Here is a 26141-nt window from a genome sequence, read left to right on the forward strand (position 1 = left end):
CCAGAGACGCCGGTGCTTGAATCGAGAAGCCGCAGCGTACTTGATCGCCCGGTCAGGTGTTCAGGCCAGGCGATGACAGTTGGAGTGAGGACGCAGCTTCGCACTCTCGCGACATCATTTGCCCGAGCCTTGCTCTTCGTTTCGCCGTCTCTCTTGAAGAGGGCGCAGGGAAAGCCCGATGCCGATGGCACCCATGGGACCGAGCAATGAATTGTACTTCGGATAAAGCGAAGAAATTTTGCTGCGGGGCTTGCGCCGGGCACATCAGTGATTGGGCTTACGGGCTTCGATGCGCAGCGACTTGCTGCTTGCCGGGCAGACCTCTCATATCCTGGAAAGCGCCAGGCCGAGGTAGGCGATGAGCGCGCCGGTGCTGAGGATGACGACGACGAGCGCCTGCTCTGAACGTGCCTGCAGGGTTTTTCGGCTCACGGCGATGATGCTCCATCCTTCAAGATCATGCTGTCCAACTCACGTCGGCTGATATCCGTTCCGGTTCCTGCCCGGGAACTTTCATCCATGTCAGCCGCGCGGGCGCGCTCGGTCTCCTCTCGTTCCGGGCCAGAAACGCGCAACGCCGCCCGCATTGAAATACGACGGGCGGCGTTGGTTCTAGCCCCAGGAGGAATGGCAAAATCCTGACGTTATGGATACGCGCGAGCGAGCAATAAGGTTCAGTCTTCGACCCGTATGAATCCGGTAACTCCGAAGGAGCAAAGGAAAGCGCCGGGGCGAGGTCTAGGATGGTGTGACCAAGTTGCTCTGGCCTCAGCGTGTACCCCCTCGCTGGGGCCCTTTGTTTGGGTCGCGGAGCTCCCGGCACAGCGGGCAACGCGCAGCGAGTTCACTCGGCGTCCTTGCCCGGACGAGCACGCGCTCGAAGCGCCTCAACGGCGTCAGCCAGCGGCAAAACGGAGACGGCCCCGGGGCGCTCGCGGAGGCTCACGGTTCCTTGTTGCGCTTCGCGTTGCCCGACGACCGCCACGACTGGAATACTCGCCTCATGCGCGGCAACGATCCGTCGCGACAGGGTGTCGGCGCTGGCGAACAGGACGCCTCTGACGCCTTCAGCTTCGAGCGCATCAAGAACCTTGACCGCGTATTCGGAGTGATCACGCGAGATCGGCGCGACCGCGACCTGGTCGGGCGACAGCCAGAACGGCAGCGCGCCGGCATGATGTTCAAGCAGCATCGCGATGAAGCGACCGATTGAACCGAATACGGCATGGTGGATCATCACCGGGATCGCGCGATTGCCGTCCGGTCCGACATAGGACGCGTTGAGACGGCCCGGCAAAACGCTGTCGAGCTGAACCGTTCCGCATTGCCAGGATCGGCCCAGCCGGTCGCGCAGCGCGAACTCCAGCTTCGGCCCGTAGAAGGCGCCTTCGCCGGGCTGGATCGTGTACGACAGGCCGCATCGGCGCGCGGCCGCGGCAAGGGTCGCTTCCGCCCAATCCCATAATTCGTCCGAGCCGGCGCGCGCGGCCGGCCGGGTGGAGAGCGACACCTCGGGCGCCGGGAAGCCGAACTCGGCATAGACTTCAGACAGTAGCGCAACGAAGCGGGCGACTTCGTTGGGCACGTTCTGCTCGCGGCAGAACACATGGGCGTCGTCCTGTTCGAAGCCGCGCGTGCGCATCAGTCCGTGCAGCGAGCCCGACGGTTCATCGCGGTGACAGACGCCGAACTCGGCGTAGCGCAGCGGCAGGTCGCGCCAGGAACGCAGGCCCTTGTTGAAGATCTGGACGTGGCAGGGACACGACATCGGCTTGAGCGCCATTGCGCGCTCGCCGTCGGCAAAACCGAACATGTGCGCGCCGAATTTCTCCCAATGGCCGCTTTGAATCCAGAGCTCGCGAGGCAGCAGCTGGGGCGTTCGAACCTCGGCATAGGCCAAGCGGCGCATTTTCCGGCGGATGTAGTCCTCCAGCACACGATAAAGCGTGTTGCCACGCGGATGCCAGAACACCATCCCTGGCGCATCCTCCTGGATGTGCCAAAGATCGAGATGCGTTCCGAGGCTTCTGTGATCGAGATCGTCCATAGCTTGCTCTCCTGATTGGAAGCAGCGCGGACGAGTTTGCGCATGAAAAAAGCCCCGTCCGTCGCCGGCGGGGCCTTGTCTGGTCGTGCAGTCTGTTACCGCATACGACCAGGAGACGACCCGCCAAGGCTGGTCGTCGCGGTGGTCGAGGATATGGAACAGATGTTGCGCATATCGCTATTCTGGATTGTCTCCCCGGTCTCGTCAACCTGCCCGTAACACGAGAACGGCTGTGGGGCAGCCTCAGTCATTCGGCGATGCGGGCTCACGGTTCGCCCAGATCGTTCTGCGTCAGGATGCCTTGCCGGAGTGCGAGGCGGACCAACTCGATATCCGTGCCTACGCCGAGCTTGTCCTTGATCAGGGAATGGAGGTTCGCGACCGTCTTCGGGCTGAGATGCAGCGCCTCGGCGATCTCGTCGGTGGTCTTCTCCGCCAGCAGCATGCGCAGCACCTCGAATTCCCGCGCAGTCAGGAGGTCGGCGGCGGCGCTCTCGCCGGCGAGGTGGCTGAGCGCGAGCTCGTGATCGATATCCGGGCTGATCGCGATCTTGCCCGACAGCGCATCCATCACGGCATGCACCAGCGTCTCCGGCGGGCTGGTCTTGGTGACATAGCCGCTCGCGCCGGCGCGGATCGCCTGCACGGCAAACGCCGCGTTCTGGTGCATGGTGAACACCAGGATCTTTGCCCGCTTGTCCCACTGCCTGAGGCGACGGATGGCCTCGATGCCGCCGATGCCGGGCATCGACAGGTCCATGATGACGAGGTCGGGCCCGGTTTCCTTGTAAAGGCGGTAGGCCTCGACGCCGTCGGAGGCTTCGGCGACGACCGAGAGCCCAGGCTGTTTCTGCAGCATCGCCCGGTAGCCCTCGCGGACGACGGCGTGGTCGTCGACCAGCATGATGGTTCGCGCCGTATTGCTCATGCCGCGCGTTCCACAAATGCGGCCTCTGGACCGGCCGCGACGGGAACGCTGACACGCAGCGAAGCGCCGTTGGACTGTCCGGCCTCGAAGCTCAGCCGCCCGCCGAGCGCGGCGACCCGCTCACGCATGCCGAGCAGGCCCATGCCGGACTTGACCGGTGGATCACCCGGCCGGCCGTCATCGTCGATCGCGAGCACGATCTCGCTGCCTCCGCCGGCCGAAGCCGTCTCGCGCATCTCAAGCCGCAGCATGACGCGCGTGGCGCCGGCGTGCTTGGCTGCGTTGGTGAGCGCCTCCTGCACGATACGGTAGAGGTTGGCGCCGGTGGAGGCGGGGATGCGCTCGAACGATCCCGATATGGCGATCTCGAACCGCGGCTGTCCCCGGCTGCGGCCGTTCCAGCCGGCGATCAGGCCCTCCAGGCTGGACGCAAGGCCGAGTTCGTCGACATCGGGCGGGCGCAACCTGAAGAGGGCGCCGCGCAGCGTCTCCATCATGTCGGTCGCGGTCCGCGCGATGCCGTCGCATTCGGCGAGCAAAGGCGGGCAATCCTGCACCGCGGTCAGGCGCGCCGAGGCGGCGAGCGCGCGGATCGCGGCCAGCGATTGCCCGAACTCGTCGTGCAGCTCGCGCGCCAGATGCCGGCGCTCCTCGTCCTGCACCACGATCAGTTTCTGCGTCAGCGCGTTGCGGTCGGAGAGCGCAGTGGCGAGGCGCTCGGCGAGATCGTTGAAGACGTCGCCGATCGCCGACAATTCGGCGAGATCGAACGGCGGCAGGCGTGCGGCGAGGTCGCCTGCGGCGATCCGCTCGAGCCCGTCGCGGATCAGCCGCGTCGGACGCAGCGCACGCGACAGCGCCGCATAGACCAGGGCGCAGAGCAGCGGCAGCGCGAGCATCAGCACCGCCATCAGCCGGCCGGCGTCGTGCCAGGCTTCCGTCGTCAGCACGGCCGGATCGACCCAGACCACGGCCTCGCCGATCGCCTGGCCGCGCGCAATCACCGGGCGCACGGTCTCCCGGCCGGGATCGAACAGGCGGCGATAGAGCGCCGCAAAGGCCTGCGGCGGCACGGCCGTATCGGTCTGCGTGCCGCCGCAGAAGCGCTGGCTGATCTCGCCGCTATTGCTGCGAAACGCGAGGCACAGGCCGGGCGCCATGACCGAGGCGGCAACGCTGTCGAGATCGGGGAAATCGGAGCGTGGATTGTTCAGCCACTGGATCTTGCTCTGCTGCAGCTCCAGTGTCCTGGCGGCGACATCGGCAACGGCAGCGATCCTAGCGCGCACCGAGCGGTCGGCCTCGATCAGGAAGTAGCCGGAGATCGCGGCAAAGCAGAGCATCGACACCGCAGCCACACGCAACGTCAGCCGCAGCTTCAGATCGCTTCCGGACCAATTCCACATCGGCGTATCCTCCGAGGTCGCAGACGACCTTCGGCGCGTGGTTGCGGGCAGGGCCGTCATGCCCATTAAACGGCAGAACGGAAGCATCGAGAAGCACTGCCTTGGGGACTGACCACGGTCGTGAAATTTTCCCGGCAACGGCCGGGAGGCGTTCCGCTGCGGCGCGGATGCTGGCCGGCCTAGGCTGCGATCGACCCGCATCAGCCCTGAAAGGCCCGATCATGCGCCAGTCCTGCCTCGTCGTGCACGTCCTCGCGTTGATCGGCCTTCTGGCCGGATCTTGTCCGCTGCACGCCGAGGCCGGCGTTGCCGCGGCTCCGCCGCTTGGCGTGAGCATCGATGATTTCAGCTATGTCGACACCTCCGGTGAGGTGATCGATCAGACCGCTGCGCATCAGAAGCGGCTGGATGCGTTCATGGCCGCGCTCCGCGCCGACATTGCCGCGGAGCCGCGCTATCGCTTGGTCGCGCCCCCGGCGCCCAAGGGCGAGGCCCAAATCAGGGTGGTCGGCGGCGTGCAGAAGATGAGTACGCTGATCCAGTGGGCCAAGGTGGCCGTCATCGATGTCGGCGCGAGCCGTGTTCTGTACGAAAAGCTCTACACATTTCGTGGCGACAATGACGAGGCCTGGGACCATGCGCGGATGTTCGTGTCGCGCGAGGTGCGCGCCGTTCTTGCCGCTGCGCTGCCGACGGCACAGGCCGCCGCCGTGGCGCCGATCGGGCTTGCGGTGTTCGCGTTCGAGCTCGAGGACAATTCCGCGGCACCGTCATCCGGTCTTGCCAGCTCCGATGCCGCCACGCTGGCCGATGTCACTCAGGGCGTCCGCGACCGGCTTGCGCAATCGGGCCGCTACCGCCTGGTCGATACCGGCGGCGCGATGGCCGATCCCGTCAAGGCGCGGTCATTGCGCGACTGCGACGGCTGCGAAGCCGCGATCGCGCAACAGCTCGGCGCCGATCAATCGCTGATCGGCGTGATCAGGCGGGTCAGCCGGACCGAATACACGGTCGGTTTCCAGGTGCGCGACGCTCGCAGCGGCGCGGTCGTCTCGCGCGGCGACAGCGGCTTACGGATGGGCGCCGATTATTCCTGGACCCGCGGCGCGGTTCACCTGGTCGGCGACCACCTGCTCGCGGGCGGGGCGCAGTAGTAGCGATCCGGACCATCGCAAAGCGCGATAGCTGATAGATACATCATCTTCTATCGCCGGGCTTGTGTGTGGGCTATCACCGCCATCCGATCACCGCACAGGAGCCGCCGATGCGTTTGCCCGCCGTCCTTTTCGCGCTCACGCTCGCTGCAAGCCCCGTGGCGGCCGAAGAGCCATCGGGCACGCTGCAAAAGATCAAGGAGACCAGGAAGGTTACGCTCGGCTTTCAGGAGGCCTCCGTTCCCTTCAGCTATCTCGACGACAATCAGCGGCCGATCGGCTTCGCGCTCGATATCTGCCTCAAGATCGTCGATGCCGTGAAGAAAGAGCTGGGTATGCCCGACATCGCGGTCGACTATCTGCCGGTGACGTCGTCGAACCGCATCCCGCTGATGGTCAACGGCACGATCGATTTGCACTGCTCGGCGACCACCAACAGCGCCGAGCGCCAGAAGCAGGTGACCTTCACCAACTCGCACTTCCTGAGCGCGACGCGATTTGCCGCCAAAAAGTCCGCCGGCATCAACACCATCGACGACCTCAAGGGCAAGTCGGTCACCGCCGTTGCAGGCTCGGTGAACCTCACCCAGCTCATCAAGGTCAACACCGAACGCAAGCTCGGCATCAACGTTCAGCCGGCCAAGGACCAGGCCGAGGCGTTTTTGATGCTGGAGACCGATCGCGCCCAAGCCTACGCGCTCGACGATGTGCAGCTTGCGGTGGCGATCGCGCGATCCAAGCAGCCGGCGCTCTACATGATCAGCGAGGAGGCCTTCTCGAAGGCCGAGCCCTTTGGAATCATGCTGCGCCGGGAGGACGCGCCGTTCAAGGCGCTCGCCGACCGCGCGACGGCCGAGCTCTACCGGGGCCCGGAGATCGAGGCCATGTACAAGAAGTGGCTGGAGCAGCCGACGCCGCCGAACGGCATCAACTACAACGTCCCGATCTCGCCGGCACTGAAGAATGCATTCGCCCATCCGAGCTCGAGCTTCGATCCCGACGTGTACGAGATCGCGAAGTAGCGCAGCTGCAGTCGCCCGCATGAGCCAACGGGTTGCGCGAACGCACGCCCGATGACCGGCTCCGCGACATGGGGGGAGTCACCGCAAACTGAGAGAGCGGCCCCGGATATCGCTGCCCTCATCCGGGCTACGTTTCGTCGTCGGATATTGTTTTCCGCGCCAAGCCGTCAATCCTTGGAACGGCTTTTCGCGCGCGCGGCGAAAAACGAAATTGCGTCTCATATACATCGGCGGGATTTCTCCTAAGCTTGCGGCGTAGCGATTTCTGATCAGGAGCCTAAGCCGGTGACCACGCCATTTGTCTTTTCGCGACGTTCTGTGCTCGGCGTGCTCGCCGGAGGTCTGGTTGCCGGCGGCGTGCGCGCGGAAACCGCGGCGGGCGGGGGCGCCGATCTCGGCGGCGTCACCTTGCGGGTGGCGTATTACAAGGGCGGCTGGCGTCCGCTGCTGCAGGCCGCCGGCGAGGACAAGACGCCCTACAGGATCGAATGGAAGGAGCTCAACAACGGGGTGCTCCACATCGAGGCCCTGAACGGCGATGCGCTCGACGTCGGTTCGGGCAGCGAGATTCCGGCGATGTTCGCCGCGCGCCAGAACGCCAAGGTGCGCTTCATCGCCGTCACCCATGAGGATCTCAACATCCAGGTCACGGTGGCGGCAAAGGACGCGCCGATCCACTCGATCGCCGACCTCAGGGGAAAGCGCGTCGGCTATGTGCGCGCGACCACGGCGCATTACTTCCTCGCGAAACAGCTCGAGGAGGCCGGGCTCGCGTTCAGCGATATCGAGGCCATCAATCTGACGCCGTCCGACGGCTACTCGGCATTCGCCTCCGGCAAGCTCGATGCCTGGGCGATCTATGGCTACAACGGGCAGCTCGCCATCGCCAAGCAAAGCGCGCGGCTGCTCAAGACCGGCGTCGGCTATCTCTCGGGCAATTTCCCGATCTACGCCAATCCGAAGGCGGTCGACGATCCGCTGCGCCACGCGGCCGTGAGCGATCTGTTGCTGCGCATCCAGCGCGCCTATGCGTTTGCTAACAAGAATTTTCCCTTGTATGCAGCGGCGCAGGTCGCCGAAACCCATCTTCCGTTGCAGGACATTCTCGACCAGTTCGCCCGCCGCAGCGACGACTTCTCGCTGGCTGGTGTAACGCCTGATGTGCCGGAGACCCACCAGAAGGTTGCCGACACCTTCCTCAAGCTCGGCGTGCTCGACGCCCGCGCGGAGGTCGGAAAATTCTGGGATACGAGCTTCAACGACGCGATCGCCGCGGGCGCAGCAAGGCTCGCGCGGAGTTGACGGCCGTCGTGAGGATTTAGCCCATATGGGCTAGGTGATCGACGGGCAGGTTCCCGGAGATCGCGGCATTCTTCATCGCCAAACAGACGAGAAAGTTCCAGCGCGATCGCCGCCGGCTTGTGCCGTGCTGCCATGCGGGCCGGAAAGCTTGCAGGCCGCGCCAGGTCCGTACCATGATGGTGGGCAGTTCGAATGCGGGTCTGGTCAACGGGCCGGGCACGGCCTCCGAGCGGCCGGGCCAGTTTTGTTTGCAACGGATGATTGTCGCTCATGCTGATTGTTGCCCGGAGCCGAAATTGAATCACGACACGTTGGCCAAGCTCACCGTCACCATCATCGTCCTGGTCGCGCTGCTGGTCTGGCGCGTTGCCGACCAGAAGAAAGCGATCGCATGCGGGGTAGACTGCCCGACCGACCTGTCGGCGAACCGGAAGCCCGCTCAGTAGGATCAGCTCGTTGATCGATGTCGCCTCGGTGTTGCGCGCCGCGTGCCTCTATCGGCCGTCGCGCGGCGCGTATCGTCGGCGGCAAACACAAGATCGGTCCCGCGTGCCGGGTAACGACGTGAGGTGAGGAAGCGATGTCCGATATGCTGCTGTTTTCGCCGATGACCATCCGCGGCGTCACGCTGAAGAACCGCATCGTGGTGCCGCCGATGCATCAGTATTCCGCCGAGAAGGGTTTTCCGACCGACTGGCATCTGATGAATGCCGGCAAGTTCGCCGCCGGCGGCGCCGGTCTCGTGATCGTCGAATCGACCAAGGTCGAGCGGCGCGGTTGCGGGACGATCGGCGATCTCGGCATCTGGGACGACAAGTTCGTCGCGCCGCTCAGCCGGCTCGTCAGCTTCATCAAGCAGCAGAACGCGGTGGCCGGCATCCAGCTCGGCCATTCCGGCCGCAAGGCCCGCGCAAGCCGCCCCTGGGAGGGCGACCGTCCGCTCGAACGCAGCGCCGCAATCGAGGATTGGGACGCCTGGACGCCGGTGGCGCCGAGCGCGATCGCCCATAGCGAGCGCTGGCCGGTGCCGCGGGCGCTGGAAACGCACGAGGTGAAGGACCTCGTCGCGGCCTGGGGGCAGGCGGCGCGCCGCGCGCACGAGGCCGGGTTCGAGGTGCTCGAGCTGCACGGCGCCCATGGCTATCTCGTGCACGAATTCCTCTCGGAGCGTTCGAACCAGCGCAGCGACCAATATGGCGGCTCGGAAGCCAACCGGATGCGCTTCCTGATCGAGGTCACCGAGGCCGTGCGCGCCCACTGGCCGGATCACAAGCCGCTGTTCGTGCGGCTGTCGGTCGAGGACAATGCAGGCTGGGGACCGGAGCAGAGCGCGCGGCTGGCGGCGATCCTGAAGGGGAAGGGCGTCGACGTGATCGACTGCTCGTCGGGGGGAATCAGCGAGATGGCGCCGATCCTGGGCAAGGAGATCAAATACAACTATCAGGTGCCGCTGGCGGAATATGTGCGCCGGCATGCCGATATCATGACCATGGCGGTCGGCCTGATCATCCATGGTGACCAGGCCGAGCAAATCCTGCGCGATAAACAAGCAGATTTGATCGCGGTCGGCCGGGAGATCCTCAATAACCCAAACTGGCCGATGGACGCCGCGCTAAAACTCGGGGTTGAAGGGCCATTTCGCAATGTTCCTCCGCAGTTTGGCTATTGGTTGGGCACGCGGGCCAAGCGCGGATTCGGGACTCGGCCATCGACCTGGCAGAACGGGTTGCGGGAGGCTGGGCCAGAGGCCGACCGGGAGCTGACTTGAGGCCGGCTTTGGGGTGACTAAATGCTGATTTGGGGCTGACCAGGGCATCGTGACAGGACCGTAATGGTCCAGTGACGTGGCGGCCTTGATCCGACCAAAAAGCCGTTGTGTGGTGCCCCCGTCGGGGTGGGGCAGGTGAACGTTGCGGAACGTGGCCGGCCGATAGCGAAAAGGATCGCGGATAATGCGCAAACATGTTGGCTTCTTCCTCGGGACGGTTGCGGGGGCGTGTCTCACCCTGCTCGTGGCCTCGCCGCAGGGGGCGCATCTGTTCGCCGTCGCCAATGCCGCCGCGCATGCCGACAACACCTATTCGCAGCTCAACCTGTTCGGCGAGGTGTTCGAGAAGATCAAGACCGACTACGTCGAGAAGCCCGAGGACTCCAAACTCGTCGAAGGGGCGATCAACGGCATGATCTCCTCGCTCGATCCGCACTCCCGCTACATGAACGAGAAGGGCTGGGCGGAGATGCAGGAGACCACGCATGGCGAGTTCGGCGGGCTCGGCATCGAGGTCACGATGGAGGACGGCTTCGTCAAGGTGGTGGCGCCGATCGACGACACGCCGGCCTCGCGCGCCGGCATCATGTCGGGCGACGTGATCACCTCGATCGACGATGAGCAGATTCAGGGCCTGACGCTCGACCAGGCCGTCAACAAGATGAAGGGCGCGCCCAACAGCTCGATCCGGCTGAAGATCATCCGCAAGGACGCCGACAAGCCGATCGAAGTCTCGATCACCCGCGAGATCATCCGCGTCCGCCCGGTGAAGTATCACGTCGAAGGCGGCGACATCGGCTATATCCGCATCACCTCGTTCAACGAGCAGACCACCGAAGGCCTGCGCAAGGCGATCGGCGAGATCCAGAAGCAGGTCCCGCAGGACAAGCTCGACGGCTATGTCGTCGACCTCCGCAACAACCCGGGCGGCCTGCTGGACCAGGCGGTCTCGGTGACCTCGACGCTGATGCAGCGGGGCGAGGTGGTCTCGACCCGCGGCCGCAATCCGGAAGAGACCCAGCGCTTCACCGCCCATGGCGGCGACATGACGAAGGGCAAGCCGCTCGTGGTGCTGATCAATGGCGGCTCGGCTTCGGCCTCGGAGATCGTCGCCGGCGCGCTGCACGACCACAAGCGCGCGACCCTGATCGGCACCCGCTCGTTCGGCAAGGGCTCGGTGCAGACAATCATTCCGCTCGGCGCCGGCAATGGCGCGCTGGCGCTGACCACGGCGCGCTATTTCACCCCGTCGGGCCATTCGATCCAGGCGCTTGGCATCAAGCCCGACATCGAGGTGCTGCAGGACGTGCCGGACGAGTTCAAGACCCGCTCCGAGATCAAGGGCGAAGCCTCGATGCGCGGCCACCTCTCCGCCGAGGGCGTCGAGCAGACCGGCTCGCAATCCTACGTGCCGCCGGACGAGAAGAACGACAAGGCGCTGGCCGCGGCGTTCAACCAGCTGCGCGGCGTCACCGTGAACGCCGACGCCAAGAACGCGGACAAGGCCGCGCAGAAGCGGCCGGTGCCGAACTAGAACTTGACCCATCCGGCTACGCAGCCGCCAAAATATCGAAAACAACCCCATGCAAAGTAGCCGGTGGTGGCTGGCGCTCGACCAGGCAATTTGACACGTCGGGCAATTTCAGGGTATTTTTCCAATATTCCGAAATTATACAGACGCCCGCTTCGGGCTCGCGACGTCCGAGAAGCGTTACGCCGCGCCGGCGACAGGCCTCCGCCGGCGCGTGACGCCCGGACCCGCAGCAGGGCCACGGCGATGTCCGGCCAAGAGCTCGCGGATCTGGGCGGCCGGCTTCGGCGGGCTGAACAGATAGCCCTGCATTTCCGAACAGCCGAGCTCGCGCAGCAATTGCTGCTGCTGTGCGGTCTCGACGCCTTCCGCCGTCGTGGTCATGCTGCGCTCGGCGGCGATGTTGACGACGGCCTCGACGATGCCAGCCGAACCTTGCGGATCGGCGATATCGGTGACGAAGCAGCGGTCGATCTTGATCTTGTCGAACGGGAAGCGCTTCAAATAGCTCAGCGACGAATAGCCGGTGCCGAAATCGTCGAGCGCGATCCTGATGCCGATGGCGCGGAGCTGGTGCAGCGCGGCCAGCGCCGTCTCGTCGTCGCGGATCAGCACCGCCTCGGTGATCTCGAGCTCCAGCCGGCCCGCCGACAGGCCCGATGCCGCCAGCGCCGCGATCACCTTGAGCGCCAGCGTTCCGGTCCGGAACTGGACCGGCGAGACGTTGACTGCGAGCTTGATGTGATCGGGCCAGTTCACCGCTTCCTTGCAGGCCGTCATCAGCACCCATTCGCCGAGCTGGTTGATCAGGCCGGTTTCCTCCGCGATCGGCACGAAGTCGGCCGGCGAGATCATGCCGCGCACCGGATGGCGCCAGCGCACCAGCGCCTCGCAGCCGGTGATCTCGTTGCTGCGCAGGTCGACGCAGGGTTGGTAATACACTTCCAGCCCGCTGCCCGCGGCGATGGTCTGCCGCAGCTCCACCTCGAGCTCGCGGCGGGCGCGGGCATCGGCGTCCATCGCCGGTTCGAAGAAGCGCGAGACGCGCCGGCCGGCCGACTTCGCCGCATACATCGCGAGGTCGGCGTTCTTCAGTATCTGGTCGAGATCGGTGCCGTCCTTCGGCGCCAGCGCAATGCCGATGCTGGCGTCGGTCGTGACCTGGTGGCCGAGGCATTGATAGGGCGAGCGGATCACCTCGTAGATGCGCGCGACGAGGTCAGTGACCTCGACCTCGTTCTTCACGCCGGTCTGCACGATCGCGAATTCGTCGCCGCCGAGCCGGGCGACGAAATCGCCGTCGCCGATTACGCCGGATAACGTCCGTGCAACGGACTTGAGTAGTTCATCGCCGACCATGTGGCCGAGCGAGTCGTTGACGCCCTTGAATTCGTCGATGTCGATATAGAGCACCGCGAGCTGGCTGTCGGGGGCGACATGCGGCAGCTCGCGCTTGATCTCCTCGTGGAACAGCGCGCGGTTCGGCAGGTCGGTGAGCGCATCATAGTGGGCAAGATGCGTGATGCGCTCTTCGGCGCGGCGGCGCTCGGTGACGTCCTCGTGGGTCGCAAGCCAGCCGCCATCGGCCAGCGGCTCATTGACGACCTGGATCGAGCGCCCGTCCGGCGTCACGATCACCATGGTGTTGCGGATGCCGACGTCGCGCAGCACGAGATTGACGTAGCGCTCGACGTCGCCCTGGAACGAGCCGGTCAGGTGGCGATGCACGATGACGTCGCGGAAGCTGCAGCCGGGCCGGATGACGTCGGCGGACAATCCGTACATCTCGATATAGCGCTTGTTGCAGATCACCAGCCGCTGCGCGGCATCGAACAGCAACAGCCCCTGCGTCATGTTGTTGACGGCGGTGTCGAGCCGGAGCTTCTCCAGCGTCAGGCGCTGCTGCTGGGTGCGGTGCTGCTGCAACAGCTTGCGCACCACGAGCGTCAGCAGGATCGCGATCGCCAGCACCGATGCTGCGGTCACCGCGATCAGGATGCCGATCTGCTCGCGCCAGTTGGCGAGCGCCGCGTCCGTGGTGGTGGTGGCGACGACGACGATCGGGAATTTGGTGAGCGCCCGCGACGACACCAGGCGGTCCTTGCCGTCGACCGGGCTGGTCAATCGCGAGGTGCTCTGCGGCAGCTCGAACACCTTCTGCTGACCGACCGGGCCGCTCCGAAAATTCTTCCCGATCATGTCCTCGACATGGGGATAGCGCGCCAGCAGCGTGCCGTCGCGATGGTGCATCGAGATCGCGGCGCCTTCGCCGAGCGCAACGGTCGAGAAGAACTTCTCGAAGGTTGCGGGCTCGATGCCGCGCCCGACCACGCCGAGGAACTCGCCATGCGGACCGGTGACCTTGCGGACGATGACGGTGGTCCACCTTCCGTTGACGCGGCTCACCACCGGCACGACCTGCATGTCGGGCGAATACGGGCTCGATTTGAAAATCTGGAAGTAGCTGCGATCGCCGATGTTGGCCTGCGGCAAAGGCCAGGCACCCGAGCTGTTGATCAGCGCGCCGTCGGCGTCGAACACGTTGAGGCTGCCGACATTGGACAGCGCGTCCATCTTGGATTTGAGCATCGCATGGATGTCGGCGGCGGACATCCGGCGCTTGTAATTCTCCGGGGTCGCGATGCCGTTGTCGCGCATGAACGCGATCAGGTCGCGCTGGACCACCTCGAGGTCGTCGAACTGCTGGTCGAAATGCCGTGCCAGCAGCAGCACGGTGTTCTCGAGCTCGCGCTCGCTGTTGTGCAAGGCGCGCTCGCGGAAATTCTCGGCCATCAGGGTGGCGCCGATCGCGATCGCGGCCATCAGCACGGCGCCGCCAAGGATCAGCCAGCGGATCGGACCGCTGCCGATCACCGAGGTGACGTTGAACGAGGCGCTGCCGTTTTGCTTCATCTGACACTATCGCTTCCAGGCGTTTCACCCGGAAGTAGCTTTCGTGCACCTCCGGCCCGCGAAAGTCGTATCCAAACGAGATGGAGCGCGGGTTAGCGAGATTGGTTAACGAATGGTTGCGCGTCTTCGCGGAGGGCCATCCCTGCGCATCGGTCGCGATCACTCGGCTGCGCGATAGTGCCCGGATTTGCCGCCGATCTTCTCGACGAGGTGAATGCCTTCGATCCGGATGCCGCGGTCGACCGCCTTGACCATGTCGTAGATCGTCAGGCAGGCGACCGAAACCGCGGTCAGCGCCTCCATCTCGACGCCGGTCGGCCCCGTCACCTTGACGCTGGCGCGGACGATGCAGCCGGGCAGCTTCTCGTCGGCTGCGATATCGATCGTGACCTTGGTCAGCGCCAGCGGATGGCAGAGCGGGATCAATTCAGAAGTGCGCTTCGCCGCCATGATGCCTGATATCCGCGCGGTCGCCAGCACGTCGCCCTTCTTGGCCTGGCCGGACTCGATCAGCGCCAGCGTTGCCTTGCTCATCAGGACGCGACCTTCGGCAACGGCGGTCCGTTCGGTCGCGGGCTTGGCCGAGACGTCGACCATGCGCGCCTCGCCCTTGGCGTCGATATGGGTGAGGGCGGCGACGGGTCCTTTCGATCCGGCTTTGGTCTTGCGCGCCATCGCGTCAGCGCGTGCCGGTAGCGCGCGGTGCCGTCCGCCGCGTCAGCAAGGCGCGGGTGGCCGCGGTGACGTCCTGCTGGCGCATCAGGCTCTCGCCGACCAGGAAGGTCGACATTCCGACGCGCTCGAGGCGGGCGAGATCGTCAGGCGTGAAGATGCCGCTCTCGCCGACCATCAGGCGGTCGGCGGGGATCAGCGGCGCCAGCGCCTCGCTGGTCGCGAGCGTCGTCTCGAAGGTGCGCAGATTGCGGTTGTTGACGCCGATCATCGGCGAGCGAAGTTTCAGGGCACGGTCGAGCTCGGCGCGGTCGTGGATCTCGATCAGCACGTCCATGCCATAGCCGAGTGCCGTGTCCTCGATGTCCTTGGCCGCGGCATCGTCGAGCGCGGCCATGATGATCAGGATGCAGTCGGCGCCATGGGCGCGCGCCTCCGCCACCTGATAGGTGTCGAACATGAAATCCTTGCGCAGCACCGGCAGATTGGTTGCCGCGCGGGCCGCGACCATGAAGTCGAGATGACCCTGGAACGAGGGCGCGTCCGTCAGCACCGACAGGCACGCCGCGCCGCCGGCCTCATAGGCTTTCGCGAGCGCGGGTGGATCGAAGTCGGCACGGATCAGCCCCTTCGAGGGCGAGGCCTTCTTCACTTCCGCGATCAGGGCGTAGTCGCCGCGTGCATGCTTGTCCTTGAGGGCACGTACGAAGCCGCGCGGAGCCAAGGCCGACTTCGCCTGCGCCTCGACCTCGGCGAGCGGACGCGCGCGCTTCGTGGCGGCGATCTCCTCGCGCTTGTAAGTCTCGATCTTGGTCAGGATGTCAGACATGATCTGCGTGCTCAACCGTTGGAAACCGCGACCAGATGCTTCAGCCGCGCAGCGGCCGCGCCGCTGTCGAGCGACTGGGCGCCGATCGCCACGCCTTCCTTCAAATCCTTGGCACGGCCGGCCACGATCAGCGCGGCGGCCGCGTTGAGCAAAGCGACGTCGCGATAGGCGCTGGGCTTGCCCTGGAGCACGCTCGACAGCGCGATCGCATTGGCATCGGCATCACCGCCCTTCAGCGCCTCGCCGCCGACGCGGCCGAGGCCCGCCTCCTCAGGCGTCACCTCTGATGTCCTGATCTCGCCGTCCTCGAGCGTGGCGACGAAGGTCGGGCCGGTGAGGGTGATCTCGTCGAGGCCATCAGAGCCGTGCACGACCCAGACCTTGTCGGAGCCGAGGTTCTTCAACACCTGCGCCAGCGGCTGCACCCATTGCCGCGAGAACACGCCGACCATCTGCCGCTTGACGCCGGCCGGGTTCGAGAGCGGCCCGAGCAGGTTGAAGATGGTGCGGGTGGCGAGCTCGACCCGGGTCGGGCCGACGTTCTTCATTGCCGGATGATGCGAGGGCGCGAACATGAAGCCGATGCCGGTTTCCTTGACGCAGCGCCCGACCTGCGCCGGCGTCAGGTCGATCTTCACCCCGAGCGAAGCCAGCACATCGGCCGAGCCCGAACGCGACGACAGCGCGCGATTGCCGTGCTTGGCAACGGGTACGCCGGCGCCGGCCACGATGAAGGCCGCGCAGGTCGAGACGTTGACCGAGCCCGAGCCGTCGCCGCCGGTGCCGACGATGTCGACGGCCTCCGCCGGTGCGGTGACCCGCAGCATCTTGCCGCGCATCGCGCTGACCGCGCCGGTGATCTCCTCGACGGTCTCGCCGCGCACCCGCAGCGCCATCAACAGCCCGCCCATCTGCGAGGGCGTGGCTTCGCCCGACATCATGCTGTCGAAGGCGGACGCCGCCTCTTCACGCGTCAGCGTGGCGCCGGTGGCGACTTTTCCGATGATCGATTTCAGGTCGTCCATTCGCTGGCTCAGGGTCTGGTGTTGGAGCTTGGTCGCCGAGCAGCGCGTCGCCGCGCTGTCCAGATCATGCTCAATTATTCGCGCCTGTCACCTGTGCGAAGGCTGCCTGGTTGACGGTCACACCGATGTCGGTCTCGATCTTCGCGACATATTGCGCGACCTGCTCGTCGCTCAACGAGCGCCGCAGCGCCTCGCTGAGCTGCTTGACCTCGTTGGAGGCGAAGTCGACTGGGGGCACCGTCACATCGGTGACGCGGAACACCACCCACTGGCTGCCGCCGGCCGCGGAGGTCTGTCCGTCGCTGTCCTTGGCGGTGCGGAACGCGGCCGCGATCACGCCGGCCGGCACGTTGGGCAGCGTGGCCTCGCGGCGGAAGTTCGCAGCGGTCTCGACCTTGACGCCGGCCGCCGTGGCCTCGTCGGCGAGCTTGGCGCCGCTGTCGAGCTTCTGGACCATCTCGGTCGCCTTGGCGCGCAGCTTGGCGGAGATCTGGTCCTCGCGCCACTTGGCCTCGACCTGGTCGCGGACCTCGTCGAGGGTGCGCTCGCGCGACGGCGTGACGCCGAGCACGTCGTACCAGACATAGCCGTTGTTGAACTGGATCGGATCGTTGTCGACGCCGACATCGCTGTTGAAGGCCTGCGACACCACGTCGAGGCCGCGCGGGATGTTTGACGCGACCTGGCCGTTCGGCAGACGCCCCGAGCGATCGATCGCGTCGATGGTGATGGCGGTCAATTTCAGCTTCTGCGCCGCGTCGATCACGCTGGAGCCGCCGCCGCGTTCGTCTTCCATCTTGTCGCGGAGCTCGGCGACCTTGGCGCGGGCGCGCTCGGTCGCGATCTCGTTCTTCACCTGCTGCGCAAGGCCCTCATAGCTCGGGGTCACGCCGGGCTCGATCTTCCCGACCTTGACCAGCGCCACGCCGAAGCGGCCCTGGACCGGCTGGCTGACTTCACCCGCGGGCAGGGAGAAGGCGGCGTCGCCGACGGCCGGATCGAGGATCGCAGACTTCGCGACCAGGCCGAGATTGACGTCGGCGGGATTGAGCTTGCGCTCCTTGGCGATGTCGTCGAACGAGGCGCCCGAGGTGATGCGGGCGCGGGCGGCCTGCGCCTCACCGGCGTCCGGAAACACGATCTGCGAGACCTCGCGCTTCTCCGGCGTGCTGAGCCGGTCCTTTCGCTCCTCGAAGATCTTCTTGGCATCCTCGTCGGACACGGTCTCCCACTTGCCGATTTCTTCCGGCGTGATCGCGACGAAGGCGATCTTGCGGTACTCGGGCGCGCGGAACTGGACCTTATGGTCCTCGAAATAGGCGGCGAGCGCCTCGGGTGAGGGCGGATCGATGGTGCCGGCCTGCGCGGCGCCGAGCGCGACATAGTCGATCGAGCGCTGCTCGTTCTGGAAACGGGTCAGCGCCTCGACCACGGCCTTGGTCGGCTCGATCCCGGACGAGATGGTGCCGGCGATCTGCCGCCGCAGGCCGACGCGGCGCTGCTCGGCGATGTAGCGGCCCTCGGTGTAGCCGAAGTTGCGGATCACGGACTGGAAGCGCTGCGGATCGAACTGGCCGTTGAGGCCCTTGAAGTTCGGATCGTTGTAGATCGTGCGCAGCACCTCGGCATCGGACTGGTTGAGGCCCATGCGGCGCGCTTCCTCGTCCAGCGCGGCCTCCGCGAGGGTCTGCTGCAGTACCTGGCGATCAATCCCGAAGGCGCGCGCCTGGTCCGGGGTCAGCGGACGGCCGAACTGGCGGCCAAGCTGCTGCAGGCGGTCGGTATAGATCTGGCGGAACTGCTCGGCCGAAATCTCGGTCCCACCCACCTTGGCGAAGGTCGACTGGCCAAACCCTTTGAAGATGTCGGCAATGCCCCAAATTCCGAAACTGACGATCAAAACGCCCATCACGACGGCCATAATCGTCTTGCCGAGCCAGTTTGATGAGGCTTTCCGCATTCCTCGAAGCATGGGTCCAACTTGTTTTACAGGAGGGGAACCGGGTCGTACCCAAGTGGGACTAAAAGTTGGGACTTTTTGTCCAGCAGCAGGGCGTCACCGAATTGAAAACGCTTATAAAGTGGCTCGTGTCCCCCCGCAACCTCGGGCGCGCGGGCGGAAGCGTCGCACGGCAGGCGCGAAGCCGCACTCTGGAAGTCGCCGCCCGGCTCTGATAGCGCAGGGGCACGCTTGAATGATGGGAAATCCGACATGACCGACGCCATCCGGCCGCTGATCGCCGGCAACTGGAAAATGAACGGCCTGAAATCCTCTTTTGCCGAGTTCGACGCGATGCTGGCCGGCGCCGGCGAAGTCGCCGGGAAGGCCGATCTCCTGGTCTGTCCGCCGGCGACATTGGTCGGGGCCTTTGCCGACAAGGCGCGTGGTTCGAAGGTCGCCGTCGGCGCCCAGGATTGCCATCCGAAGGCGTCGGGCGCCCACACCGGCGACCTCTCGGCGGAAATGTTCAAAGACCTCGGCGCGGTCGCCATCATCGTCGGCCACTCCGAGCGGCGCGCCGATCATGGCGAGACCGATGCCTTGATTCGGCAGAAGGCGGAGGCCGTCTGGCGTGCCGGGCTGACCGCGATCGTCTGCATCGGCGAGACGCGCGAGCAGCGCGACGCCGGCAAGACGCTCGACGTCTGCGGCACCCAGCTTGCGGGCTCGCTGCCCGACGGCTCGACCGCGGCCAATCTGGTGGTGGCCTATGAGCCGGTCTGGGCAATCGGCACCGGCCTGACCCCGACCGCTGGGGATGTCGAGGAAGTTCACAGGTTTATCCGAGGTCAGCTCACCGATCGCTTCAAGCGCGAGGGAAACCGGATCAGGATCCTCTATGGCGGCTCGGTGAAGCCGTCGAATGCCGCCGAGCTGATGGCCGTCGCCAATGTCAACGGCGCGCTGGTCGGCGGCGCCAGCCTGAAGGCGTCGGACTTTTTGGCTATCGCGGCGGGCTGTTAGGCGGGGTGCCAAGCTCCCGCACCGTCATCCTGAGGAGGCCGCAACGCGGCCGTCTCGAAGGATCGACGGCCCGGCTGGTGGCCGTCGACCCTTCGAGACGCGCTACGCGCTCCTCAGGGTGACGGGATTGGCAGTGTTGCGAGACCAAGCTGCCATCTGCATCTTCGGTCGCTTGCTGGTTACGCGGCCGCAGCCGTTCCGATCTTCTTCCAATAAATCATCGTCCCGGTGAGACCGCCGTGCGGCTTCAGCGCGTAGTCGGGGATGATGCCGCTGAGCTGAAAACCCTGCTTCTCGTAAAGTGGCGCGGCGCCGTCGTCGACGGCGGTGTCGAGCACCAGCAGCGTGCGACCGTGCGCGATCGCCAGCTGCTCGGCGGCGCGCAGCAATGCGGTCGCCACGCCGCGGTTGCGGTGGCTCACGCGCGTCATCATCTTGGCGATCTCCGCGCGGTGCGGCTGGTTCGGCGGCAGCTTCAAGAGCAGCGTCACGGTGCCGATCAGATCATTGCCGTCGAACGCGCCGAGCACGACCCGCTCGCCGCGCGCGGCGGCGGCGAGCGAACCCTGCCAGAACGCCTCGGCGTCGTCCGGCGACAGCGGATGCATGAAGCTGACGGAGCCACCGCTGGCGACGGTCTCAATCAACAGCTCGCCGAGCGCACGGCGAATCGCCGGTCCGTCCTCGAGCGGCTTGATGGCGAACTGCGACATGCATCAGCTCCGGGCCAGGGCGACCACGTAGGTGCAGCCGGCGTTGGTTTCGTTGGCGAAGATGGTCTCGGCGGGCGGCCCGAAGCCGAGGCAATCGCCGGCGCCGAGCACATTGCGCGCGCCGCCCTCGGTGATGACGAGGCTGCCGCTCAGCACCCAGACCAGTTGGCGGATATGGGCGTAGGACGAGGCGGGCAGGGTCACGGATTGCTTCGGCGGCATTTCCACCCGCACCAGTTCGACCGGATGATCGGGACGGCTGAACACCTGGCGGCGCAGATAGCCGGTTTCCGGATCGCTCCAGACCGGCTGCGTGGTGGCGCGCGACAGGCGCTCGCCCTGGCCCTCGGCGCGCAACATCAGCCCGGCCAGAGTAAGGTCGAAGGCCGAGGCGAGGCGCACCAGGACGACCGCGGTCGGGCTGACTTCGGCGCGCTCGATCTTGCTGATCGTCGCCTTCGAGACGCCGGAGCGTTCGGCAAGCTCGGCCAGCGACCAGCCCCGGCCGTCGCGCTCGAGCCGGATCCGCTGCGCCAGGCGTTGGCTCAGATCGTCTATCAAAGTATCCATTTGTCTATTATAATGGAAAGAGCCGGTTGCGATCAAGCCTCGGGCCGATGCAATCGGCGCCGCTTGAGATGTCCGCCATTGCGACTATCTCGGGGGTGACAATGCCCGGTCCAATCGTGTAACAGGGCGCGACTTCACGAAAAACCGCAAAGCCGATAGCGCCGTTTGTCTGGCCGCTTGGCGGCTTGTGACGGAAGGCTTGCGATGCAGACTGTCGTTATCATTATCCATCTCATGATCGTCGCCGTCATGATCGGCGCTGTTTTGTTGCAGAAATCCGAAGGCGGCGGCCTGGGCATGGGCGGCGGCGCCGGCTTCATGTCGAGCCGCGGCACCGCGAATCTGTTGTCGCGGACCACCGCGATCCTCGCGGCCGGCTTCTTCCTCACCAGCCTGTTCCTGTCCTGGTATGCGGGCTACGACCGCAAGCCGAGTTCGATCATCGGCACCGGAGCACCGGCGCAGACCCAGCCGGCGAGCGGCGCGCCGATCACTGCACCGACCTCCGGCGGCATCCTCGATTCGCTGAAGAAGACCGACGAGCAGCAGGGGCAGCAGGCTCCGAGCGGCCCGCAGGCACCACGGTCGCAATAAAGCAGGGGCGCCATGCAGGATGCAGCGCTGGCATCCTGCATCAGAAATCCCCATCAATGCTCTGAAATCGCTTCCAATTTGATGTAACCCACAGCCCGGTGGATTGTTTGCCGGGAACAGCCGATTCGTTTTGCGAATCGCTGGAGTCGGCTTAAAGGTAAAGTCCCATGGCGCGGTACATATTCATCACCGGCGGCGTGGTCTCCTCGCTCGGAAAGGGTCTGGCATCGGCGGCGCTCGGCGCTCTGCTGCAGGCTCGAGGCTACAAAGTCCGCCTTCGCAAGCTCGATCCCTATCTCAACCTCGATCCCGGAACGATGTCGCCGTATCAGCACGGCGAAGTGTTCGTGACCGACGACGGCGCCGAGACCGATCTCGATCTCGGCCATTACGAGCGTTTCACCGGTCGTCCGGCCACCAAGGCCGACAACATCACGACCGGGCGCATCTACCAGGACATCATCACCAAGGAGCGCCGCGGCGACTATCTCGGCGCCACCATCCAGGTGGTCCCGCACGTCACCAACGCGATCAAGGAATTCGTGCTGTCGGGCAACGACGAGTACGATTTCGTGCTGGTCGAGATCGGCGGCACGGTCGGCGACATCGAGGGCCTGCCGTTCTTCGAGGCGATCCGCCAGCTCAAGAACGAGCTGCCGCGCGAGCACGCCGTCTACATTCACCTGACGCTTTTGCCCTACATTCCAAGTGCCGGCGAGCTCAAGACAAAACCGACGCAGCACTCGGTCAAGGAGCTGCGCTCGATCGGCATCCAGCCGGACATCCTGCTGTGCCGCACCGACCGTGAAATCCCGAAGGAAGAGCGGCGCAAGCTCGGCCTGTTCTGTAACGTGCGCGAGAGCGCCGTGATCGAGGCGCGCGACGTCGACAATATCTACGCCGTGCCGGAGGCCTATCACGCCGCCGGCCTCGACGACGAGGTGCTGGCCGCGTTCGGCATCACGGCGAAGATTCCGCCGGCGCTGCAGAGCTGGAACGTCATCAACGAGCGCGTCCGCAATCCGGAAGGCGCGGTGACGATCGCGATCGTCGGCAAGTACACCGGCATGAAGGACGCCTACAAATCGCTGATCGAGGCGCTCTCGCATGGCGGCATCGCCAACAAGGTGAAGGTCAATCTCGACTGGATCGAGAGCGAGGTGTTCGAGAACGAGGACCCTGCGCCGTTCCTCGAGCACGTCAACGGCATCCTGGTGCCCGGCGGCTTCGGCCAGCGCGGCGCCGAGGGCAAGATCCGCGCGGCGCAGTTCGCGCGCGAGCGTGACGTGCCGTATTTCGGCATCTGCTTCGGCATGCAGATGGCCGTGATCGAGGCCGCGCGCAATCTGGTTGGCATCGAGGAGGCCAACTCGACCGAGTTCGGCCCGACCAAGGAGCCGCTGGTGGGTCTGATGACGGAATGGCTGCGCGGCAACGAGCTCGAGAAGCGCTCGCAGAGCGGCGACCTCGGCGGCACCATGCGGCTCGGGGCCTATCCCGCGGCGCTGAACCGCGGCAGCCGCGTCTCGCAGGTCTATGGCGGCGCGACCGAGATATCCGAGCGGCACCGCCATCGCTATGAGGTGAACACCGCCTACAAGGATCGCCTCGAACAGCACGGCCTGCGTTTCTCCGGCATGTCACCCGACGGCGTGCTGCCGGAGATCGTCGAGTACGAGGACCATCCCTGGTTCATCGGCGTCCAGTTCCACCCGGAGCTGAAGTCGCGGCCCTTTGAGCCGCATCCGCTGTTCGCGTCGTTCATCGAGGCGGCAGCGAAGCAGAGCCGGCTGATGTAAGCCGCCATCGACTGCGCCGTCAGACGGCGCAGTCCTCGCTGGCCCGGCGTTCCTTCTTGACCGGTGAGACGCCTGCATCGGCCGCAGGGCTGACGTCGCGCGTGATCAGCTTGTATTGCGGGCGTCGCGTCAGCCGGTAGACCGCGGCAGGCGGCACGTTGAGGATGGCGCGATCGACCAGCGTGGCGCGCAGACCGAGCCGGTCGAGGATCGGCCGCGGTATCGGGCAGCGCATGCCGTAGGTGAATTGATAGAACGCGCCATTGGGACGCATGTAGCTGAAGGCGCCGCTGACGATCGAGATCACCTTGCGCGGCGACATGTTGAGCAGCGGCAGTCCGCTGACGACGGCGCCGACCGGCGCGCCCTCATACAGCCGTTCCGAAGCCAGCCGCGCAGCGTCCATCCACAGCACGCGCGCGCCGGGAAAGCGGAGCTGCAGCAGCCGCATGAAATCCGAACCGTATTCGATCAGCGTGAGATCCTGCTGGCGCACGCCGCGCTTCAGCAGCTGATAGGTGAAGGCGCCCGTTCCAGGACCGAGCTCCAGCACCGGACCGGTGTTGGCGCTGATGTCGCGCGTGATCAGTTCGGCGAGCGCTGTGCCCGAGGGCGCGATGGCGCCGACGCGGCCGGGGGCTGCCATCCACGCCGTGAAGAAAGACAGGAGATCATGTGCCATTGGGATTCCCAGCAAAGTGTCGCAGCGCCGCGACTCGATTGCGCGGCGCGATCTCTTCTTTGCGGGGTCTGCATTGCGACAACATTGCGCGATGTTGCGTGTGTTACGACGCGAACGGTGCCGGCGGTAACGTGAGACGGAAGCTCGCGCCGCCCTTCGGTCCGTCAAGCACGGAGACGTGACCGCCATGCAGTCTTGCGATCTCGCGCACCATGTTGAGTCCGAGGCCGGCGCCGCGGTCGAGCGGCGCAAGCCGATAGAACGGATCGAAGATCCGCGTGCGCTCATCCTTCGGAATGCCGTTGCCTTCATCTGACACGTCGATCGTCGCGGCGCTACCGACATGGATGGTGATGGTGCCGCGGCGGCCGCCATGCTGGATGGCGTTCTGCACGAGATTGGTCAGCGCACGCTCGAGCGCAGCGCGGTCGCCCAGCGTCTCGACCCGACCGGTTGCGGTCTCGAGCGACAATTCGTAACCGGCCGCGATCGCGAGCGGTGCGAGGTCGGCGGCGACGCTGCGCGCCACCGCGACGAGATCGACGCGGCCGAACGGATTGCGACACTGATCGAAGCGCTGGATGTCGAGCAGCTGCTCGGCGAGCGTCGCAAGCCGTGCCGCATCCTCGAGCAGGCGGGTCTTCTCGGGTCCCGGCGGCAGCGACTCCAGCCGCGTGTTGAGGATCGCGATCGGCGTGCGCAATTCATGCGCGGCGTCCGCGACGAAGCGCTGATGGCGCGAATAGCCGTCGTCGAGCCGCTTCAGCGCATCGTTGACGGCGCTCACCAGCGGCGCGACTTCGAGCGGCAAATGGTCAGCCGATAGCCGGCTGCCGCGCTGGCGGAAATCGATCCGGCGGGCCTCGTCGGACGCCGACTCGATGCCGGCGAAGGCGCGCCGCACCACCATCGGCGTCGCGATGAAGGTGGCGCACGCCATCAGCAACAGGCCGGGCAGGGTAGAGCCCAGGCACGTCGCCGCCATCACCAGCAGCGCCTTGGTTCCGGTCATGCGGCCTTGCGTCGCGGTCAGAATCTGGACGTTTCCGGCATCGGTGTTGACGCGCTTCAGCCGCGCCGCGGGCTTGCTCGGGCTGTCCTCCAGCATCTGGTAACCGAGCCGCGCCTGGCTGATATGATCGAGGGCATTGCCGATCCGTTCGAAATCGGAGGGCACGTCGCCTTCGGAGAGCGTGTGTCCGTCGCGGTCCCGCACCGCGAACCAGAGATCGGGAATCTCGGCGCGCACTTTGCTGAGATCGTCGGTCGGGCGCAGCACGAGTTCGCCCCGCGCGTCGCGCGCGACGGCCGATTGCACGACGTCGATGACGCGATCTTCATCCCGATTGACCAGCAGGAAGCCCGAGGCCCACAGTGCGCCAAGCACCGTGAGCACGAGTCCGGTCAGCAGGGCAGCCTGCAGTGCAACCAGGCGCCAGCTCAGTTGCGAGTGCAGGCAATAGTGATCGGCGGGTTCGCTCATGATACCTGCTTCAGCAGGTAGCCCACGCCCCGGATGCTGTGGATTTCGACGCCGGCATCGGAGTCGGCGAGCTTGCGCCGCAGCCGCGAGACGTGAGCGTCGAGCGCGTTCGACTGAATCTCGTCCTCGAAATTGTAGACGGCTTCCTCGAGCGTCCCGCGCAGCACGGTGCGGCCCATCCGGCGCAGCAGCGTCTCCAGCACCAGCAGCTCGCGCCGCGGCAGCTCGAGCGGGCGGCCATTGACGCTGGCCTCGCGATGGCTGCAATCGAACGCCATCCGGCCGGCCTTGATGATTTCGAACTGCACGCCGGCGGGACGGCGCAGCACGGCGCGCAGCCGCGCCAACAGCTCCTCGACCGCGAACGGCTTGGCGAGATAGTCGTCGGCGCCACTGTCGAGGCCGGTGATGCGGTCGGCGAGGTCGCCGCGCGCGGTCAGCACGATGATCGGCACTCCGGCGGCCTTGGCGCGCAGCTTCGGGATCAGCATGAGGCCGTCGCCGTCGGGCAGCTGGCGGTCGAGCAGGACGGCGCCATGCACGTCGGCGGAAATCGCTTCCTCGGCCTCGGCAAGGGTCGGCACATGATCGACGACCATGTCGTAGCCCTTCAGCGCCTGTGACAGCGCCGCCGCCATTTCGGCCTCGTCTTCAACCAGCAGTATCCGCATGTGCTTTTGGGTCCAGATCCCGTACGGCCGGTGCTAAGCCCCTATGAGGCGCGCTTTAGCCTTTTGC

Annotated in this window: 22 protein-coding genes; 9 read left to right on the forward strand and 13 right to left on the reverse strand. The window is 65.7% G+C overall.

The window, feature by feature from the left end; genetic code table 11:
- Positions 1-844: 844 nt before the first annotated feature.
- From thrS to JQ573_RS27875, 3 genes are all read right to left on the reverse strand, one after another.
- Positions 845-2047 carry a threonine--tRNA ligase gene (gene thrS, locus JQ573_RS27865; RefSeq protein WP_212314776.1) on the reverse strand — a complete coding sequence of 401 codons (1203 nt, stop codon included), beginning with the start codon at positions 2045-2047 and terminating at the stop codon, positions 845-847.
- Between the two features lie 265 nt (positions 2048-2312).
- Positions 2313-2975 (reverse strand): response regulator transcription factor, encoded by a 663-nt coding sequence (locus tag JQ573_RS27870; protein WP_212314774.1) that lies wholly within the window; start codon positions 2973-2975, stop codon positions 2313-2315.
- On the reverse strand, positions 2972-4381 hold the full coding sequence (locus tag JQ573_RS27875) for a sensor histidine kinase (RefSeq protein ID WP_212314772.1): 1410 nt from the start codon (positions 4379-4381) through the stop codon (positions 2972-2974). The genes JQ573_RS27870 and JQ573_RS27875 overlap by 4 nt, the downstream gene beginning before the upstream one ends.
- A 221-nt stretch (positions 4382-4602) precedes the next feature.
- On the opposite strand from JQ573_RS27875, the gene JQ573_RS27880 reads away from it, so the two are divergent.
- The 6 genes from JQ573_RS27880 (at position 4603) to JQ573_RS27905 (ending at position 11161) form a co-directional block, all read left to right on the forward strand.
- Complete coding sequence (locus tag JQ573_RS27880) at positions 4603-5535, forward strand: DUF3280 domain-containing protein (RefSeq protein ID WP_212314770.1); 933 nt, start codon at positions 4603-4605, stop codon at positions 5533-5535.
- A 110-nt stretch (positions 5536-5645) separates the two neighbouring features.
- Positions 5646-6557: an amino acid ABC transporter substrate-binding protein gene (locus JQ573_RS27885; RefSeq protein ID WP_212314768.1), complete on the forward strand. Its 912-nt coding sequence runs from the start codon at positions 5646-5648 to the stop codon at positions 6555-6557.
- 285 nt (positions 6558-6842) lie between these two features.
- Entirely contained in the window at positions 6843-7859 is a 1017-nt protein-coding gene (locus JQ573_RS27890) for an ABC transporter substrate-binding protein (RefSeq protein ID WP_312011652.1), read from the forward strand.
- A 173-nt stretch (positions 7860-8032) separates the two neighbouring features.
- The gene (locus JQ573_RS27895) at positions 8033-8305 is read left to right on the forward strand and encodes a hypothetical protein (protein WP_212314766.1); all 273 of its coding nucleotides are present in this window, start codon (positions 8033-8035) and stop codon (positions 8303-8305) included.
- Between the two features lie 134 nt (positions 8306-8439).
- Positions 8440-9627, forward strand: a complete 1188-nt coding sequence (locus JQ573_RS27900; protein ID WP_212314764.1) for an NADH:flavin oxidoreductase/NADH oxidase — start codon at positions 8440-8442, stop codon at positions 9625-9627.
- A 184-nt stretch (positions 9628-9811) separates the two neighbouring features.
- Positions 9812-11161 (forward strand): S41 family peptidase, encoded by a 1350-nt coding sequence (locus tag JQ573_RS27905; RefSeq protein WP_212314762.1) that lies wholly within the window; start codon positions 9812-9814, stop codon positions 11159-11161.
- Between the two features lie 177 nt (positions 11162-11338).
- Here JQ573_RS27905 and JQ573_RS27910 read toward each other — a convergent pair whose 3' ends face one another.
- The 5 genes from JQ573_RS27910 to JQ573_RS27930 form a co-directional block, all read right to left on the reverse strand.
- Entirely contained in the window at positions 11339-14071 is a 2733-nt protein-coding gene (locus tag JQ573_RS27910) for an EAL domain-containing protein (RefSeq protein ID WP_212314760.1), read from the reverse strand.
- A 159-nt stretch (positions 14072-14230) separates the two neighbouring features.
- Positions 14231-14746 (reverse strand): cyclic pyranopterin monophosphate synthase MoaC, encoded by a 516-nt coding sequence (moaC, locus tag JQ573_RS27915; RefSeq protein ID WP_212314758.1) that lies wholly within the window; start codon positions 14744-14746, stop codon positions 14231-14233.
- A 4-nt stretch (positions 14747-14750) separates the two neighbouring features.
- On the reverse strand, positions 14751-15572 hold the full coding sequence (gene trpC / locus JQ573_RS27920; protein ID WP_212314756.1) for an indole-3-glycerol phosphate synthase TrpC: 822 nt from the start codon (positions 15570-15572) through the stop codon (positions 14751-14753).
- Between the two features lie 11 nt (positions 15573-15583).
- A complete protein-coding gene (gene trpD, locus JQ573_RS27925; RefSeq protein ID WP_212314753.1) occupies positions 15584-16597 on the reverse strand; it encodes an anthranilate phosphoribosyltransferase in 1014 nt (337 codons plus the stop codon).
- A gap of 70 nt (positions 16598-16667) precedes the next feature.
- On the reverse strand, positions 16668-18569 hold the full coding sequence (locus JQ573_RS27930; protein ID WP_212314751.1) for a peptidylprolyl isomerase: 1902 nt from the start codon (positions 18567-18569) through the stop codon (positions 16668-16670).
- A gap of 240 nt (positions 18570-18809) precedes the next feature.
- Here JQ573_RS27930 and tpiA point away from each other — a divergent pair, with 240 nt between their 5' ends.
- Positions 18810-19562, forward strand: a complete 753-nt coding sequence (gene tpiA / locus JQ573_RS27935) for a triose-phosphate isomerase (RefSeq protein ID WP_212314749.1) — start codon at positions 18810-18812, stop codon at positions 19560-19562.
- A gap of 179 nt (positions 19563-19741) precedes the next feature.
- Here tpiA and JQ573_RS27940 read toward each other — a convergent pair whose 3' ends face one another.
- Positions 19742-20275, reverse strand: coding sequence for a GNAT family N-acetyltransferase (locus JQ573_RS27940; protein WP_212314747.1), 534 nt, complete (start codon positions 20273-20275; stop codon positions 19742-19744).
- A gap of 3 nt (positions 20276-20278) precedes the next feature.
- Positions 20279-20845 (reverse strand): XRE family transcriptional regulator, encoded by a 567-nt coding sequence (locus tag JQ573_RS27945; RefSeq protein WP_212314745.1) that lies wholly within the window; start codon positions 20843-20845, stop codon positions 20279-20281.
- 204 nt (positions 20846-21049) lie between these two features.
- On the opposite strand from JQ573_RS27945, the gene secG reads away from it, so the two are divergent.
- Together secG and JQ573_RS27955 are read left to right on the forward strand one after the other, a co-directional pair.
- Positions 21050-21439 (forward strand): preprotein translocase subunit SecG, encoded by a 390-nt coding sequence (secG, locus tag JQ573_RS27950; RefSeq protein ID WP_092114570.1) that lies wholly within the window; start codon positions 21050-21052, stop codon positions 21437-21439.
- Between the two features lie 167 nt (positions 21440-21606).
- A complete protein-coding gene (locus tag JQ573_RS27955; protein ID WP_097676323.1) occupies positions 21607-23238 on the forward strand; it encodes a CTP synthase in 1632 nt (543 codons plus the stop codon).
- Between the two features lie 19 nt (positions 23239-23257).
- Here JQ573_RS27955 and JQ573_RS27960 read toward each other — a convergent pair whose 3' ends face one another.
- The 3 genes from JQ573_RS27960 to JQ573_RS27970 form a co-directional block, all read right to left on the reverse strand.
- Complete coding sequence (locus tag JQ573_RS27960) at positions 23258-23920, reverse strand: class I SAM-dependent methyltransferase (RefSeq protein WP_212314744.1); 663 nt, start codon at positions 23918-23920, stop codon at positions 23258-23260.
- A gap of 103 nt (positions 23921-24023) precedes the next feature.
- A complete protein-coding gene (locus tag JQ573_RS27965; RefSeq protein WP_212314743.1) occupies positions 24024-25403 on the reverse strand; it encodes a HAMP domain-containing sensor histidine kinase in 1380 nt (459 codons plus the stop codon).
- Positions 25400-26074, reverse strand: a complete 675-nt coding sequence (locus tag JQ573_RS27970; RefSeq protein WP_212314742.1) for a response regulator transcription factor — start codon at positions 26072-26074, stop codon at positions 25400-25402. Before JQ573_RS27970 ends, JQ573_RS27965 begins: the two co-directional genes overlap by 4 nt.
- Between the last annotated feature and the right edge of the window lie 67 nt (positions 26075-26141).

Source organism: Bradyrhizobium sp. AUGA SZCCT0105 (assembly GCF_018129565.1).
GTDB lineage: Bacteria > Pseudomonadota > Alphaproteobacteria > Rhizobiales > Xanthobacteraceae > Bradyrhizobium.